The sequence below is a fragment of the Mesorhizobium sp. KR1-2 genome (assembly GCF_040045035.1).
Classification (GTDB): domain Bacteria; phylum Pseudomonadota; class Alphaproteobacteria; order Rhizobiales; family Rhizobiaceae; genus Pseudaminobacter.
Genome location: NZ_JBDZDS010000001.1, coordinates 692843 through 707540, shown reverse-complemented (window position 1 = coordinate 707540; position 14698 = coordinate 692843). Strand labels below are relative to the sequence as shown.

The window sequence follows — 14698 nt, the reverse complement described above, 5'->3', positions numbered from 1 at the left end:
CGGGTTACGCCTTGCGCTCCCAGCGTCGCTCAGGCGTCTGCTGCCAATAGGTGACGCTGTGGCCGCCGGCTTTCATCAGCTTCCAGTGCCCGCGCGCGGCTTCCAGTTGGTTTGCGTCGTGGCCATCGAACATGAACACGGCCCGCTCGTAGTCGCTGAGATCGGGCGGCACGGCGCCATCGACCAGGAAACGGATACGCGCCTGGTTGAGGTTGCCATGGCTGGTGGTCAGGACCACCGGCTGTTCCTCGAGGAAGGCTTCGCGGTCGGTGGCATGCGCGAGAAAGGAATCGTCGCGAAAGGTCCACAAATGCGCATCCAGCGCATCGCGCCGTTCATCCGTTCCGGTCTGCACCACGGCGCGCCAGCCGCGCTCCACGCTCTTTTCGAGCAGGCCCGGCAGCGCCTCCTCCAACGTCGATTCGGTCAGGTGATAAAAAAGAACTTCGGCCATGGCGCCAAGGTAAGCGATCGCGACAGCATTGGAAACGCCCCGCCTCGTCGCATCTCGGCGAGGCGAGGCGTTTCCGCTTATCCTTCGTAGTGATCGCGCACCAGTTGGTCGAGCAGCCGCACGCCGAATCCGGACCCCCAGGATTGGTTGATCTCGTTGGCCTGCGAGCCCATGGCGGTCCCTGCGATGTCAAGATGCGCCCAGGCCGTATCCTTGACGAAGCGCTGCAGGAACTGTGCGGCCGTGATCGAGCCGCCGTGGCGGCCGCCGATGTTCTTCATGTCGGCGTTCTTGGAATCGATCAGCTTGTCGTATTCGGCGCCCAGCGGCATGCGCCACAGTTTTTCCTGAGTCGTGGTGCCGGCGGCGGCGAGCCGTTCGGCCAGTTCGTCGTTGTTGGAGAACAGCCCGGCGTGCTGCTGACCCAGCGCCACCATGATCGCACCGGTCAGCGTCGCCAGGTCGACCATGAACTTCGGCTCGAAGCGATCATTGCAGTACCAGAGCGCGTCGGCGAGCACGAGCCGGCCTTCGGCGTCGGTGTTCAGCACCTCGATCGTCTGCCCCGACATGGAGGTGACGATGTCGCCTGGGCGCTGGGCATTGCCGTCGACCATGTTTTCGACGCAGCCGATTATGCCGACGACGTTGACTTTGGCCTTGCGCGCGGCGAGCGAGTGCATGAGGCCGGTGACGGCGGCTGCGCCGCCCATGTCGCCCTTCATGTCCTCCATGCCGGCGGCCGGCTTGATCGACACGCCGCCCGAATCGAAGACCACGCCCTTGCCCACGAAGGCGACCGGCTTGTCCTTGGACTTGCCGCCGTTCCACCGCATGACCACCAGTCGCGGCGGGCGCACCGAGCCTTGGGCGACGCCCAGCAGCGCGCCCATGCCGAGCTTCTTCATCTCCTTCTCGGTCAGCACCTCGACCTCGACGCCAAGCTTTTCCAGTTCCTTGGCACGGGCGGCGAATTCGACCGGGCCGAGTACATTGGCCGGCTCGTTGACCAGATCACGCGCCAGCATGACACCGTCTGCCACTGCTTGCGCATCCGAAAACGCTTTCTTGGCGCCGGCCGGGTCGGCGCACTGGATGGTGACCTTGGCCGGCTTGGCGGGAGCATCCTTGCCGTTGTTCTCGTCCTTGCGGGTCTTGTATTTCTCGAAGCTGTAGCTGCGCAGCAGCATGCCGGCCGCGAGCTTCGCCGCCTCGGCGCCACCAGCCGCAGCGCCCGCAAGCTCGACGACCACCGTCACCTCGCCGGCCTTGCGCAGCTGCGCCGCAACCGCGCCACCCAGCTTCAGCCAGCCATAATCATTGAGATCGGCAGCCTTGCCCGCGCCGATCGCGACCAGACGGTCGAGCGGGGAGCCCTCGGGCGCCAGCACTTCCACCACGCTCCCGGACTTCCCGGAAAATTCCGCTACCGGGAAAGCCCGCGAAAAAGCCTTTCCCGGATCACAGGTATTGGCCGCCTCGCTGAGGGCGCCGCCTTCCTCGACGAGCACGATTGCCGTGCCTTTCTTGGGCGCAGCGAACTTGGCGAAGCTGATGATGGGCATCGGTGTCATGGAGGGCCTGCTTTCGAATGTGGCGTCTTGCGGACAGATCTTCACGCGACATTTCGTCGTTTTGCAGCATTTGGCAAGGCGCAAGGCCGCTCGGTCTGTTTTTTGCTGCATTGTGGCTGTTGATCTGATCGGTCGATCATTGCGGCTGCACCTGCTAAATCGGTTGCCGAATCGTGGTCAACGCTTGATTAACCAGCTTTCTTGGCTGTTTCTTAGCCAATCCTGACGAGACTCCCGCATGCGCCGACAGCAGACAAAAGGCAGGAGCGGATTGAAGCGATTGTGCGACCTCCATGGCGCAGCTACCCTTTGCCGCGACCTGACGGGCCACCACAGCCGACCAGAGGAACGGAACCCCGCGGCACATGAAGGTCGTTGAACGCTACATACTGCACCGGACGCTCCTGTTCTTCCTGGGCGCGCTGCTGTGGACTTTGGTGATCGTCTGGACGACCCAGGTGCTCGCCCGCATCAATCTCGTCACCGACAGTGGCCAATCGGCTTTCACCTTCTTCGAAGTCGCCACGCTGATCCTGCCGTCGATCACTCCCATCGTGGTGCCCTTCGCGCTGATCATCGCAGTGGCGCAGACACTCAGCGTGATGAACGCGGATTCGGAGCTGGCCGTCATCAGCGCGGCCGGCGGCTCGCGCTGGATCATCGTGCGACCGATACTGGTCCTCGCCCTTCTGGCCAGCGCCTTCTCCTTCGTAGTCGACAACGGTATCGACCCCTACGCGCGCGAACGCGGCCGCCAGCTCATCGCCACCGCGCGCGCCGACCTGTTGTCCCTGATCATCCAGGAAGGCACCTTCCGCAAGGTCGATGACGGCCTGTTCGTGCAAGTGGCCGAGCGGCTGCCCGACGGTCGCCTGGGCGGCATCTTCGTGGCGGACTCGCGCCAGCCGGGCACCGATCTGGTCTACTACGCCAAGACCGGCGCCGTGGTGCAGGACAGCGAGAAGAGCATGCTCGTGATGAGCGACGGGGCGGTTCACCGCAAGGCGCCCGGGGGCGATCTGTCGGTGATCCGCTTCACCTCTTATGCCTTTGATCTTTCCGCATTTTCATCGGCCACCGGCAGCATCACCATGTATCCTAAGGATCGTACGCTGCCTTACCTGATGAAGCCGAATCCCAACGACAAGATATACCAGAACAGCCCGCAACTTTTCCGCGCCGAGTTGCACCGGCGGCTGACGGAATGGCTATATTCGCTGGTGTTCGCGCTGATCGCACTTGCGGTAGCAAGCGACGCGCGATCGCATCGCGAGGGCCGCATCAATCCGCTGGTGACATCGATAGCGATCGCGCTTTTCGTGCGCTGGCTGGGTTTCTTCGTGTCCAACCAGGCCCAGACGAACCCATTGTTCAGCCCACTTGCCTATTTTGTGCCGGCTATTGCTGCCCTCGTGGCAATCGGCTTCATCAAGAGCAACAAGACGATGGAGCTCCCGCTCGCCTGGACCGAGCGCATATCCAGCACGGCACGCCAGTCTCGCGAGAAGCTGTCGGCCCTCTGGCTCAGGCTGACACGCCGGGCCAACGTGAGTGGGGAATCGGCCTGATGGGTTGGACACTCGGCCTTTATTTCTTCCGCCGCTATGCCGTGATCACGGCATGGTTTTTCGTCGGCATTTTCGCCCTGATCTTCCTCATAGACTTCACCGAGTTTTCCAGCCGCACCTCCGGACTGCCCAAATTCACCTTCCTTATGGCGCTTTCGGTCTCCGCTCTGCGCGTGCCGATGATCGTGCAGCAGACCGTCCCCTTCATCGCGCTTTTCGCGGCGATGGCGACGCTGGTCTCGCTGAATCGCAAATATGAACTCGTGATCGCGCGCGCTGCCGGCATTTCCGCCTGGCAGTTCCTGCTGCCGGCCTGCGCGGGCGCCCTGCTGTTCGGCATTCTGACGATCGGAATCATCAATCCGATCGCGGCCTACGGGCTGTCGCGCTCCCAATTCATTGAATCCGACATCCGCTCCGGCGATTCCAATGAGGTTTCGGCCTTCGACGCCCCCTGGATTCACCAGAAGGTCGGGGACGTAGACACCATCATCGGGGCGCGGGCCGTTCTCAACCAGGGTCTGGAGCTGTCCGACGCCGTCTTCTTCGACATAGACCGCAATGGCGAAATCGTGGAGCGCAAGGACGCCAAGCGGGCATTTCTGCGTGAGGGCTACTGGGAACTCAACGACGTCCAGCGATTCCGCGACGGCGCTCGTGTCGAATCACTCGCAACCGATCGAGTGCCGACGAATCTGAAGCCGGAATTCGTGCAGGAACGCCTCGCGGAACCCGAAACGATCCCGTTCTTCCAGCTTCCGAGCAAGATCGAGGCAGCACGCTCGTTCGGCCTCGGGGCGAACGCATTTGCCATGCAGTTCCACTCACTTGTTGCACTGCCGCCACTACTCGTTGCGATGACGCTTATCGCGGCCACCGTTTCGATGCGGTTTGCAAGGATGGGGCAATCTTCGACGATGATTTTGGGTGGCGTCGTCGCCGGGTTTCTGCTTTATGTCGTTTCAGTCTTGGTCAAGGCATTCGGGAACGCGGGATTCGTGCCGCCTTTCATCGCGGCGTGGTTTCCGGTCGTCGTGGCCATGTTTTTCGGGGTAACTTTCCTGCTATACAGGGAGGACGGTTAGTTGGGGGGCGCGGTGACACCAGCGCAAAAGACGATCCGCTTGGCACGCCTCTACGGCGCGACAGCGCTCGCCTGCCTGTTCGCCTATGCCCTGCCTGCCGCTCCGGCCTCGGCGCAGGAGATCGGCAACCTCGCGCCCAATATCCCGGCCGGCTCGCAGATGCTGCTCGAAGCCGACACCCTGGTCTATGACCACGACAAGAACACGGTAACCGCTGTCGGCGGTGTCAGGATCGATTACGGCGGCAACCGCCTGGTCGCGCAACGTGTCGCCTATGACCGCAACACCGGCAGGCTCGTGGCCAGCGGCAATGTCGAGATCGTCGACAGCAACGGCACCAAGATCTATTCCGACGAGATCGACGTCACCGACGATTTCGCCAACGGCTTCGTCAACGCGCTGCGTGTCGAAACAATCGACAAGACCTATTTCGCGGCCGAAAGCGCCGAGCGCATGGGCGGGGTGCTGACGACCTTCAACAATGGCGTCTACACCGCATGCGCGCCTTGCGAGGCGCAGCCTGACAGGGCGCCGATCTGGCGCATCAAGGCCCAGAAGATTATCTGGAACGGCACTTCCAAGACGGTGCGCTTCGAGAACTCGCGCTTCGAGTTCTTCGGCTTCCCGATCGCATATGTGCCCAGCTTCGAAATCGCCGACCCGACGGTCAAGCGCAAAAGCGGCTTTCTTTTCCCCGGTCTGAAGACCAAGTCCGAACTCGGCTTCGGCGTGGCAGTGCCCTATTACTTTGCTCTGTCGCCTACATACGACCTGACGGTTACCGGTACCGGTTTTACCAAGCAGGGCTTTCTTGGCGAGGCCGAATGGCGCCAGCGCTTCGACTCGGGTGAATACAGCCTCAAGATCGCCGGCATCCGTCAGAACGATCCCCAGGCCTTCGTCCAGCCGAACGGTCGGCATGGCGTGAATTCAGGACCGGCGGACGATCCGAATCGTTTGCGCGGCATGGTCGGGACCAAGGGCAGGTTCGACATCAACCCGCGCTGGGTGTTCGGTTGGGACATCCTTGCGCAGTCCGACCAGAACTTCGCCTACACCTACCAGATCGACGGCTATAGCAACTATATCTACCAGTCGCAGATCTATCTTACCGGTCTTAACGATCGGAATTTCTTCGATTTGCGGGCGATGCGATTCGAGGTTCAGAGCGACGCGCTCAACGACGAGCGGCGCGACAAGGAGCCCTGGGTCCTGCCTGTGTGGGACTATAGCTATATACCCGACGAGCCCGTATGGGGCGGCGAACTGAATTTTGGCGTGAACCTGCGTTCGGTCAGCCGCTCGCATCTCGACTACCGGCCTGAGAAGCCAGCGGTTCGTGGCATCGACGGCACCTCGACGAGGCTGACTGCGGAAGCCGAGTGGAAGCGCTCCTTCATCACCGATGGCGGCCTGGTGGTCACGCCGCTGCTGGCCTTCCAGGCGGACACTACGTCCGTCAGCCAGACGCAGGCCTCGGTCGATGCGATCAACAATATGGCTGCCCGTCTGCCGACCCCCGTCGAGACGGACATCCTCTCGGCCTATTATCGCGCGATGGCGACCGCCGGGCTTGAGCTGCGCTGGCCGGTGCTGTTTTCCTCCACCAGCGCCTCGCACGTTCTGGAGCCGATGGCGCAGGTGTTCGCCCGCCCGAACGAGAGATATGCCGCCGAACTCGGCATTCCCAACGAGGATGCGCAGAGCTTCGTCTTCGATGCCACGACGCTGTTCGAACGCGACAAGTTCTCCGGCTACGACCGCATCGAGGGTGGCACGCGCGCCAATGTCGGCTTCCGCTATTCCGGCTCGTACGATAACGGCTGGGCGACGAATGCCCTGTTCGGCCAGTCCTACCAGCTCGCCGGCCGCAACTCTTTCGCTTCGCCCGACCTCGTCAATGCGGGTGCCTATTCCGGGCTAGAAACCGACACATCCGATTTCGTCGGCCTGATGGGACTTGTCAGCCCCCTCGGCTTGTCGGCATCGGCCAGCGCGCGCCTGGACGAGCATACGCTCGAAGTCAGGCGTGCCGAACTGAAGGCCGGCTACAGCTCGTCGCCGATCTCCGTTACGGCGCAGTACGCGTTCATCCAGGCTCAGCCACTCTACGGCTTCGACCAGGACCGCAAGGAAATGACGCTCGGCGCCTCCAGCCGCTTCCACGAGAACTGGCGCGCTTTTGGTTCGGGCACTTATGACTTCCAGTCTGGTGTAGTCACGCGCAACTCGGTCGGCTTCGCCTACGACGACGAGTGCTTCTCCTATACGGTGACGATGACGACGAAACGCGACGCGAACCTTAATCCGGAAAAGCGGGAAAAGGACGTGCAAACCTTCGGTTTCAACATTTCGTTCCGTACACTTGGCGATTTCGGTTCCTCGACGAGGGACCTGCTGCAATGACGCGCGCAAGTAGTCGTCATTGTTTCGCCGCATAGGATCGGCAACCAAACCCATGTCTATGACTAGGAATATCGAGGGCGGGGATCGATCGATATGGCTTTGATCAGGAAATACCTCGTTTCGACGAGCTTCGCGATGTTTGTGGCAGTGAGCTCTGCTACGCTGGTGGGCACTGCCGTTCCGGCCGCGGCGAGCGAGATCAAATACGTCGTGAACAATGTTCCGATCACCAGTTACGACATCCAGCGGCGCGCGGCCTTCCTCAAGCTGCAGCACCGCAAGGGCAATCTGAACAAGCTTGCCGCCGACGAGCTGGTCGAGCAAACGTTGCGCGTGGCGGAGACGAGGCGGCTCGGCATCAAGGTGTCGGAGCAGCAGGTCAATGATGCGTACAAGCGCTTCGCCAGTTCCAACAAGATGACGCTCAAGCAGTTGGACGACATCATGCAGCAGGCAGGTGTCACCCCGGAGCACTTCAAGCAGTTCATCGCTGCCCAGATGGGCTGGAATCAGGCGCTGCAGGCTCGCTATCGCGAGCAAGGCGGGAGCATGAGCGAGCAGGACGTGGTCCAGCGCATGCTGCAGCAGGGCGGAAGCAAGCCTACGGCGACCGAATACATGCTACAGCAGGTGATCTTCGTCGTGCCGCCAAAGGAGCGCGGCAAGATTGGCGCCCGAAAGCGCGAAGCCGAGGCCATGCGCGCGCGCTTCAATGGCTGCAACACCACCCGCGAGTTCGCCAAGGGCCTGCTTGACGTGACGGTGCGTGATCTCGGTCGCGTGCTGGCGCCGGAGTTGCCGCCGGAATGGGCAGACCAGATCAAGAAGACCAAGACTGGCGGCACCACGGGGGTGCGAGAGACCGATCGCGGCGTCGAATTCATCGGCATTTGCAGCGCCCGCGAAGTGTCGGACGACCAGGTGGCCAAGATGGTGTTCCAGTCCGAAGGCACGCAGGACCAGCAATCCGAGCAGCTCAACAAGAAGTACATGGCCGAATTGCGGGACAGAGCCCGCATCGTCGAACGCTGAGCACTGTGCGCTTCCATGCTGAATCCGCGCTGGCGCTGACGAGTGGCGATCCTTCGGGCATCGGCCCCGAGATCGCCATCGCCGCCTGGCTGGCGCGCACCGCAACGGATATTCCGCCTTTCTATCTCCTGACTGACCCTGCCCTGCTGGCAGCGCGAGCACGCCAGCTTGGCGTCGACATCGTGATCGAAGAGACCACGCCCGGCCGCGCCGTCCACACCTTTTCCCGCGCCCTGCCGGTCGTGCCGCTCGCAGCCCGTTTTATTGACAGCCTCGGAAAGCCGGATCCTGCCAATGCCACTGGCACGGTCGAAGCGATCGACCGGGCTGTTGCGGACGTCTTTGCGGGTGAAGCTGCGGCGGTCGTCACATGCCCCATAGCCAAGAAGCCGCTTTACGATGCTGGCTTTCTCTTTCCCGGCCACACTGAATATCTTGCCCATCTGGCCAGCCTGAAGACGGGCACCTCGGTCACGCCGGTGATGATGCTGGCGGGTCCCGATTTGCGCACCGTGCCGGTGACGATCCACATTCCCCTCGTCGACGTCCCCGGAGCACTGACGGTCGGCGGTATCGTCACCGTCGCCCGCATCACCGCTCATGAGTTGCGAACCCGCTTCGGGATCGACAAGCCCCGGCTGTGCGTTGCGGGCCTCAACCCCCATGCCGGCGAAGGCGGTGCAATGGGGAGCGAGGACGAGGCAATCGTGCGGCCTGCCGTGGAGGTGCTACGCCAGTCCGGCATCGAGGCGGTCGGTCCGCACCCTGCCGACACCATGTTCCATCCGCGCGCCCGCGCCAGCTACGACGCCGCAATCTGCATGTATCACGACCAGGCCCTAATCCCGGCCAAGGCTCTGGCCTTCGACGAAACGGTCAATGTCACGCTCGGCCTCCCCTTCGTCCGTACTTCGCCAGATCACGGCACCGCCTTCAACATCGCCGGGAAGGGCATTGCGCGCCCCGACAGCCTGATCGCCGCATTGAAGCTGGCGCGGCATCTGGCCGATACGGAAAGCCACGCCAAATGAGCCTCGATGGACTGCCGCCGCTACGTGACGTGATCGAGCGCCATGGTCTCCAGGCGAAGAAGTCGCTCGGCCAGAATTTCCTGCTCGACCTCAATCTCACCGGCAAGATCGCCCGCTCGGCCGGCGACCTCACTGCCTGCACGGTCATCGAGGTGGGCCCCGGCCCCGGCGGACTGACGCGCGCGCTGCTGATGAACGGGGCCGCCCGTGTCGTCGCCATCGAGCGCGACGAGCGCTGCCTGGAAGCGCTGGCAGAGGTCTCGGCACATTACCCGGGTCGCCTCGAAGTGATCCCGGGCGACGCGCTGAAGACCGATTTCGCCGCTCTGGTCCCCTCTGGTCCGGTCAAGATCGTGGCCAACCTGCCCTACAATATCGGCACGGAATTGCTGATCCGCTGGCTGACGGTGGCCGACTGGCCGCCCTTCTACGCTTCCATGACATTGATGTTCCAGCGTGAGGTGGCGCAACGCATCGTCGCCAAACCGGGTAGCGATGCCTATGGCCGGCTCGGCGTTCTTGCCGGCTGGCGCACGGATGCCAGGATAGTCTTCGACGTGCCGCCGCAGGCCTTTACACCGCCGCCGAAGGTCACCTCCTCGGTGGTTCAGCTCATCCCGCGTGAAAACCCGCTGCCGGCCGATGTCCGCACGCTCGGCCGCATCACGGAAGCCGCCTTCGGCCAGCGCCGCAAGATGCTGCGCCAGAGCCTGAAAGGCATCGAAGGCGCGCGCCTGCTGGAAGCCACCGGCATTGACGGAACCCGCCGCGCGGAGACGCTGGACATCGCTGAATTCGTGGCGTTGGCGAACGCAGTGTAGGTGCCCTCCGCGAAGGAGGGCAATCGCCCTACTCCGTCTTTTCGTCGAGCAATCCCGAAACGAAGTCGAACAGGCCGGGACGCCGGTTACGGCGCAGGCGCTCGGCCGTTACGATCGCGCGTACCGCGCTGTAGGCGCGGTCGAGATCATCGTTGACCACCACATAGTCGTAGTCGCGCCAATGCTCGATCTCGACTCGGGCATTCTCCAGACGCTTCTCGATGACCTCGTCGCTGTCCTCGGCGCGGCGCTTGAGCCGGGTCTTCAGTTCCTTCATGGAAGGCGGCAGGATGAAGATCGACACTATGTCGGCCGGCATCTTTTCCTTCAGCTGCTCCGCGCCCTGCCAGTCGATGTCGAACAGCATGTCGCGACCGGCTGCCATCGCCGCTTCCGCCGGCTCGCGCGGGGTGGCGTAGTAGTTGCCGTGCACCTCGGCCCATTCCAGCAGCGCGTCAGTGTCGCGCAGACGCTCGAAATCGCGCTGCGAGACAAAGTGGTAGTGTACGCGATCGATCTCACTGCCGCGTCGCGCGCGCGTGGTGACGCTCACCGACAGTTCGAGGCTCGGATCGCTTTCGAGCAGAGTGCGCGCGATGGTCGACTTGCCGGCGCCCGAGGGCGACGACAGCACCAGCATCAGGCCCCGACGACGGATGGCGCTCGAAGGTGTCTCAGCGCTCATATGCTACTCCAGATTCTGTACCTGTTCGCGGAACTGATCGACGACCGCCTTCAATTCCAACCCTATGGCGGTGACCGCCGCGGCGTTCGATTTCGAACACAACGTATTCGATTCGCGATTGAATTCCTGCGCCAGAAAATCGAGCTTGCGGCCAATGGCCCCGCCCCCCGCCAGAAGCGCGCGGCCGGAAGCGACATGCGTCTTCAGGCGGTCGATTTCCTCGCGAATGTCGGCCTTGGTCGCGAGGAACGCAGCTTCCTGATGCAGCCGAGCCTCATCGAGAGTGGCGGCCGCGTCCATGAGCAGGGCGACCTGCTCGGCGAGGCGTGCGCGGATCACGGCGGGCTCACGCGACGGATCGGCCTCGGCCCTCAGCGTCAGCGCTTCTATCGTGTCGATATGACCGCCAAGCAGCGCACCAAGGGCGGCTCCTTCGGCCTTGCGCGCGTCCTCCAGGCCGGCAAGTGCCGTTTCCAGCGCGGCCAGCACGGCGGCGTCGAAGCTCGCCCGCTGCTCCTCGGTTTCGGTTGCTTCCGGCACGTCGAGCACGCCTCGCAGAGCGAGAAGCCCGTCGGCGGTGGGCGGCGCGATGCCGAACTGCTCCTGCAGCCGCTTGGCAAGCCCGGCAAGATCCTTGAGGAATGCCTCGTTGACCACAGGCTGGACAAGTGCGCCGGCAGCACGGGTGACGTTCAGCGATGCCTGGATATTGCCGCGGCTGAACCGCTTCTGCACGGCCTGGCGCAGCTGGGGCTCCAGCCGTTCGCAGCCGGGTGGAAGGCGAAAGCGGACTTCGCAGCTCTTGCCGTTCACCGACTTCAGTTCCCAGGCTATCGCCGCGCCGTCGTGCTCCGCGGCGGCGCGTGAAAAGCCCGTCATACTCTGCAAGATCATCTCCCGGCCCCCTCACGCGCCGGCGCGGCGGTTCGGTCCGAACGGCCGCACGAATGGAAACAGTGTTCTGCGGCGCGCCCTCGGTCCGTTCTCACCGGATCTCCCACCCCTACTGGGCCGGAGCGGCCGGCTTGTCGCCGGTCGTCGTCTGACCTTCAGCAGCCTTGGCGGCCTCTTCGGCCTGCTTCTTCTGCACTGCACGCCAGCGTGCCACGTTCTCGTTATGCTCGTCGAGCGTCTTGGCAAAGACATGCCCGCCGGTGCCGTCGGCCACGAAATAGAGGTCGTCCGTCTGCGAGGGGTTGGCGACCGCCTCCAGCGCCGCGCGGCCGGGATTGGCGATCGGCGTCGGCGGCAGGCCGTTGATCTGATAGGTGTTGTAAGGCGTCGGCTTGTCGATGTCGGACTGGTAGATCGGCCGATCGGCCGGGCGCCCCTTGCCGCCGAACAGGCCGTAGAGAATGGTCGGGTCCGACTGGAGCCGCATCTTCTTCTTCAGCCGGTTGATGAAGACGGCGGCAACGCGCGAACGTTCGTCGGCACGGCCGGTTTCCTTCTCGACGATAGAGGCGAGCGTCACGAATTCGTTGATGTCGGCGAGCGGAAGGCCAGGCACGCGCCGCTCCCAGATCTCCTCGACCATCTGCTTCTGGTGCGCGAGCATCTTGTCGATGATCTGCTGGCGGGTGGCGCCGCGGGTGAAGCGCTGGGTGTCGGTGGCGAGGCTGCCTTCCGGGGGAAGCGTCGTCGGCATGTCGCCGATCAGCACCTCATGCTCGGCGACGCGCTGGAACGCCTGTTCGACGGTCAGCCCCTCGGGGATGGTCAGTGAATACATCACCGACTTGCCGCTCTTCAGCAGTTCCATCACGTCGCGCATCGAGGCGCCGGCCTTAATATCGTATTCGCCGGCCTTCAGCGCCGAGTCATTGCCGTAGGCGCGAACGCCGAGACGGAAGATCCGCGCATCGTTGATCAGGCCGCGGCGCTCGAGCTGGTCTGCGATCTCCTGCACGCCGGTATTCGGCTTGATCAGGAATGTCTGGTCGACCGTGGTCGGTCCGGGCCCGTCGAACTCACGCTTGCCGAAATAGACCCCCGCTCCGGCAGCCAGGACGACCAGGACGATAGCGGAAACGATGAAGTTGAGGAAAACAACGAACTGATTGCGCGAGGCGCGCGAACGACGGGGCGGGGGCGTCCCGGCTTCGGGACGCAATGCCTCACTGGCGCTCTTGGGAACGATCGGTTTCGACGACTCGGTACTGCGACCGGTTTCGCCGTCGGAAGAACTCGTGGTCATAGCGCCTCAACAAATGCTCTTTGCGTAAGAATCCCCGCCGAGAGACTAGGGGCGAATATGGCAAAATTCGCGGCGAAGCGGGCCTTGCGGCGCCGCTCAGCCGTTATAGCGCTGGAAAACCAGCGAGGCGTTGGTGCCGCCAAATCCGAAGGAATTCGAAAGCGCAACATCGATCTGGCGCTCACGCGGCTTGTTCGGCACGAGGTCGATCGCCGTTTCGCGCTCGGGATTGTCCAGATTGATCGTCGCAGGAGCGATATTGTCGCGAATGGCGAGAATGGAGAAAATCGCCTCGGCCGCGCCGGCAGCACCGAGCAGGTGGCCAATCGACGACTTGGTAGACGACATCGAGATCTTCGAGGCAGCATTGCCGACCAGGCGTTCGACCGCACCGAGCTCGATGGTATCGGCCATGGTCGAAGTGCCATGCGCGTTGATGTAGTCGATGTCGGCAGGCTGCAGATTCGCACGCTTCAGCGCAGCCGTCATGCAGCGGAAGGCACCCTCACCGTCCTCGGAAGGAGCGGTGATGTGATAGGCGTCTCCGGTCAGGCCGTAGCCGACGACCTCGGCATAGATCTTCGCACCGCGCGCCTTGGCGTGCTCGAGCTCCTCGAGCACCACAACGCCGGCGCCCTCGCCCATGACGAAACCGTCGCGGTCGCGATCATAGGGACGGGAAGCCTGTTCGGGCGTCTCGTTGCGTCCGGTGGAGAGCGCCTTGCAGGCCGCAAAGCCCGCCAGCGAAAGGCGCGTCACCGGGGCCTCGGCACCGCCGGCGACCATCACATCGGCATCGCCGAACATGATCAGCCGCGCCGCGTCGCCAATGGCGTGCGCGCCGGTGGAGCAGGCGGTGACCACGGCATGGTTCGGGCCCTTGAGCCCGTGCCGAATGGAAACCTGCCCCGAAACCAGATTGATGATGTTGCCCGGAATGAAGAACGGGCTGATACGGCGCGGGCCGCGTTCCTGCAGGGTAAGCGCGTTTTCCGCGATCCCCTCGATACCGCCAATACCCGAGCCGATCATCACGCCGGAAGCATATTGCTCATCCGGCGTCTTGGGCTGCCAGCCCGAATCCTTCAGCGCCTCGTCGGCGGCCACGATCCCGTAAAGGATGAAGTCGCCGATCTTGCGCAGCTCCTTCGGCTCAAGATAGGCCTCGGGATTGAAGGTATTGTCGCTGCCATCGCCCCGCGGGATCACGTTCGCGATCTTGCAGGCAAGATCTTCGACTTCGAAATGAGTGATCCTGCGGGCGGCACTCCGACCGCTCAGAAGCTCCCTCCAGCCATGCTCAACGCCGACGCCAAATGGCGAAAGCAGACCCAGGCCGGTGACGACGACACGCCTCATAGCGGTATTCTCGGAATGCTGAGCTGATGAAGCGTCAGGCCGAGGCCTTGTCGATGTACTTGACGGCGTCACCGACGGTCAGGATCGTCTCGGCCGCGTCATCGGGGATTTCAACGCCGAATTCTTCTTCGAAAGCCATGACGAGTTCGACCGTGTCAAGGCTGTCAGCGCCCAGATCATCGATGAAGCTGGCGCCTTCGGTTACCTTGTCGGCTTCGACGCCGAGATGTTCGACAACGATCTTCTTGACGCGCTCTGCGGTGTCACTCATTTGGGCATCCTCGTCTTAAATTTGTCTGTCTTCGTTAACGGCAGGAATGCCGGTAATCAAGCTGAAAGATGTTCCCGGGGGAACGTGGTGACGGCGGCGGGGCGTCAGCCCCAACCGCCGCAAGTCATGGCGGCATTACACGAAAAGAGCCGTGCGTCCAATGCGAAAACGCCGATTTTGCGCGGTTTTGCAGCAACCATCTACAGAAATCGGCT

At 63.0% G+C, this 14698-nt stretch carries 13 protein-coding genes; 6 read left to right on the top strand and 7 right to left on the bottom strand.

What is annotated here, in order from left to right; all coding sequences use genetic code 11:
- Positions 1–4 precede the first annotated feature (4 nt).
- Both ABLE85_RS03370 and ABLE85_RS03365 read right to left on the bottom strand, forming a co-directional pair.
- Positions 5–454: a DNA polymerase III subunit chi gene (locus tag ABLE85_RS03370; RefSeq protein WP_348791253.1), complete on the bottom strand. Its 450-nt coding sequence runs from the start codon at positions 452–454 to the stop codon at positions 5–7.
- Positions 455–531: 77 nt separating this feature from the next.
- Positions 532–2028, bottom strand: a complete 1497-nt coding sequence (locus ABLE85_RS03365; RefSeq protein ID WP_348791252.1) for a leucyl aminopeptidase — start codon at positions 2026–2028, stop codon at positions 532–534.
- Positions 2029–2393: 365 nt separating this feature from the next.
- Between ABLE85_RS03365 and lptF the strand changes: the two genes are divergently transcribed.
- From lptF to rsmA, 6 genes are all read left to right on the top strand, one after another.
- The gene (gene lptF / locus ABLE85_RS03360; RefSeq protein ID WP_348791251.1) at positions 2394–3596 is read left to right on the top strand and encodes an LPS export ABC transporter permease LptF; all 1203 of its coding nucleotides are present in this window, start codon (positions 2394–2396) and stop codon (positions 3594–3596) included.
- Complete coding sequence (gene lptG / locus ABLE85_RS03355; RefSeq protein WP_348791456.1) at positions 3593–4681, top strand: LPS export ABC transporter permease LptG; 1089 nt, start codon at positions 3593–3595, stop codon at positions 4679–4681. Before lptF ends, lptG begins: the two co-directional genes overlap by 4 nt.
- Before the next feature lie 159 nt (positions 4682–4840).
- Positions 4841–7087, top strand: coding sequence for an LPS-assembly protein LptD (locus ABLE85_RS03350; protein WP_348791455.1), 2247 nt, complete (start codon positions 4841–4843; stop codon positions 7085–7087).
- Positions 7088–7180: 93 nt separating this feature from the next.
- Positions 7181–8119 (top strand): peptidylprolyl isomerase, encoded by a 939-nt coding sequence (locus ABLE85_RS03345; protein ID WP_348791250.1) that lies wholly within the window; start codon positions 7181–7183, stop codon positions 8117–8119.
- 5 nt (positions 8120–8124) lie between these two features.
- Positions 8125–9150: a 4-hydroxythreonine-4-phosphate dehydrogenase PdxA gene (gene pdxA / locus ABLE85_RS03340; protein WP_348791249.1), complete on the top strand. Its 1026-nt coding sequence runs from the start codon at positions 8125–8127 to the stop codon at positions 9148–9150.
- The gene (gene rsmA, locus ABLE85_RS03335) at positions 9147–9971 is read left to right on the top strand and encodes a 16S rRNA (adenine(1518)-N(6)/adenine(1519)-N(6))-dimethyltransferase RsmA (protein ID WP_348791248.1); all 825 of its coding nucleotides are present in this window, start codon (positions 9147–9149) and stop codon (positions 9969–9971) included. Before pdxA ends, rsmA begins: the two co-directional genes overlap by 4 nt.
- A gap of 28 nt (positions 9972–9999) precedes the next feature.
- Here rsmA and gmk read toward each other — a convergent pair whose 3' ends face one another.
- The 5 genes from gmk to ABLE85_RS03310 form a co-directional block, all read right to left on the bottom strand.
- Complete coding sequence (gene gmk, locus ABLE85_RS03330) at positions 10000–10656, bottom strand: guanylate kinase (protein WP_348791247.1); 657 nt, start codon at positions 10654–10656, stop codon at positions 10000–10002.
- A gap of 3 nt (positions 10657–10659) precedes the next feature.
- Positions 10660–11550, bottom strand: coding sequence for a YicC/YloC family endoribonuclease (locus ABLE85_RS03325; protein ID WP_348791246.1), 891 nt, complete (start codon positions 11548–11550; stop codon positions 10660–10662).
- Between the two features lie 109 nt (positions 11551–11659).
- Entirely contained in the window at positions 11660–12853 is a 1194-nt protein-coding gene (gene mltG, locus ABLE85_RS03320) for an endolytic transglycosylase MltG (RefSeq protein ID WP_348791245.1), read from the bottom strand.
- A gap of 96 nt (positions 12854–12949) precedes the next feature.
- Positions 12950–14212, bottom strand: a complete 1263-nt coding sequence (gene fabF, locus ABLE85_RS03315) for a beta-ketoacyl-ACP synthase II (protein WP_348791244.1) — start codon at positions 14210–14212, stop codon at positions 12950–12952.
- A gap of 34 nt (positions 14213–14246) precedes the next feature.
- The gene (locus tag ABLE85_RS03310; RefSeq protein ID WP_106572369.1) at positions 14247–14483 is read right to left on the bottom strand and encodes an acyl carrier protein; all 237 of its coding nucleotides are present in this window, start codon (positions 14481–14483) and stop codon (positions 14247–14249) included.
- Positions 14484–14698 lie beyond the last annotated feature (215 nt).

Excerpts from the sequence above, each read along its gene's own strand:
- ABLE85_RS03370 (WP_348791253.1), bottom strand. The coding sequence starts at position 454 with ATGGCCGAAGTTCTTTTTTATCACCTGACCGAATCGACGTTGGAGGAG.
- ABLE85_RS03365 (WP_348791252.1), bottom strand. The coding sequence starts at position 2,028 with ATGACACCGATGCCCATCATCAGCTTCGCCAAGTTCGCTGCGCCCAAG.
- lptF (WP_348791251.1), top strand. The coding sequence starts at position 2,394 with ATGAAGGTCGTTGAACGCTACATACTGCACCGGACGCTCCTGTTCTTC.
- ABLE85_RS03350 (WP_348791455.1), top strand. The coding sequence starts at position 4,841 with ATGCTGCTCGAAGCCGACACCCTGGTCTATGACCACGACAAGAACACG.
- ABLE85_RS03345 (WP_348791250.1), top strand. The coding sequence starts at position 7,181 with ATGGCTTTGATCAGGAAATACCTCGTTTCGACGAGCTTCGCGATGTTT.
- rsmA (WP_348791248.1), top strand. The coding sequence starts at position 9,147 with ATGAGCCTCGATGGACTGCCGCCGCTACGTGACGTGATCGAGCGCCAT.
- gmk (WP_348791247.1), bottom strand. The coding sequence starts at position 10,656 with ATGAGCGCTGAGACACCTTCGAGCGCCATCCGTCGTCGGGGCCTGATG.
- ABLE85_RS03325 (WP_348791246.1), bottom strand. The coding sequence starts at position 11,550 with ATGATCTTGCAGAGTATGACGGGCTTTTCACGCGCCGCCGCGGAGCAC.
- mltG (WP_348791245.1), bottom strand. The coding sequence starts at position 12,853 with ATGACCACGAGTTCTTCCGACGGCGAAACCGGTCGCAGTACCGAGTCG.
- fabF (WP_348791244.1), bottom strand. The coding sequence starts at position 14,212 with ATGAGGCGTGTCGTCGTCACCGGCCTGGGTCTGCTTTCGCCATTTGGC.
- ABLE85_RS03310 (WP_106572369.1), bottom strand. The coding sequence starts at position 14,483 with ATGAGTGACACCGCAGAGCGCGTCAAGAAGATCGTTGTCGAACATCTC.